Origin of the sequence: Streptomyces sp. SID12501, assembly GCF_010550245.1 — a bacterium.
In the GTDB taxonomy this organism is placed as follows: Bacteria; Actinomycetota; Actinomycetes; order Streptomycetales; family Streptomycetaceae; genus Streptomyces.
Genome location: NZ_JAAGLU010000483.1, coordinates 1 through 492, shown reverse-complemented (window position 1 = coordinate 492; position 492 = coordinate 1). Strand labels below are relative to the sequence as shown.

Annotated in this window: 1 protein-coding gene; it reads left to right on the top strand. The window is 66.9% G+C overall.

The annotated features are described in order from the left end of the window. On the top strand, positions 1-371 hold a 371-nt coding region (prs, locus tag G3I71_RS46890; RefSeq protein WP_164325050.1), incomplete at its 5' end, for a ribose-phosphate diphosphokinase. Between the last annotated feature and the right edge of the window lie 121 nt (positions 372-492).

Below are 492 nucleotides of genomic sequence, written 5' to 3'. Positions count from 1 at the left end.
GCGACAAGGACGTGGCGAACCAGGTGACCGTCCACGAGGTCGTCGGTGAGGTCCGCGGCCGCGTCTGCGTCCTGGTCGACGACATGATCGACACCGGTGGCACCATCTGCGCCGCCGCCGACGCGCTGTTCGCGCACGGCGCCGAGGACGTCATCGTGACGGCCACGCACGGCATCCTGTCGGGCCCGGCCGCCGACCGCCTGAAGAACTCCAAGGTCAGCGAGTTCGTGTTCACGAACACCCTGCCGGACCCGTCCGACCTGGAGCTCGACAAGATCACCGTGCTGTCGATCGCCCCGATGGTCGCCCGCGCGGTGCGCGAGGTCTTCGAGGACGGCTCGGTCACCAGCCTGTTCGAAGAGCAGCAGTAACCGCTGCGCCGCGGACGCGGTAGATCCTTTTTGGTACGGCCTCTCCCGCCGGGTACACTCCATGAGTTGCTCGGCGAGGGAGGCCGTACCTTTTTTCCGGTACGGATGCTCCGTTATCGAC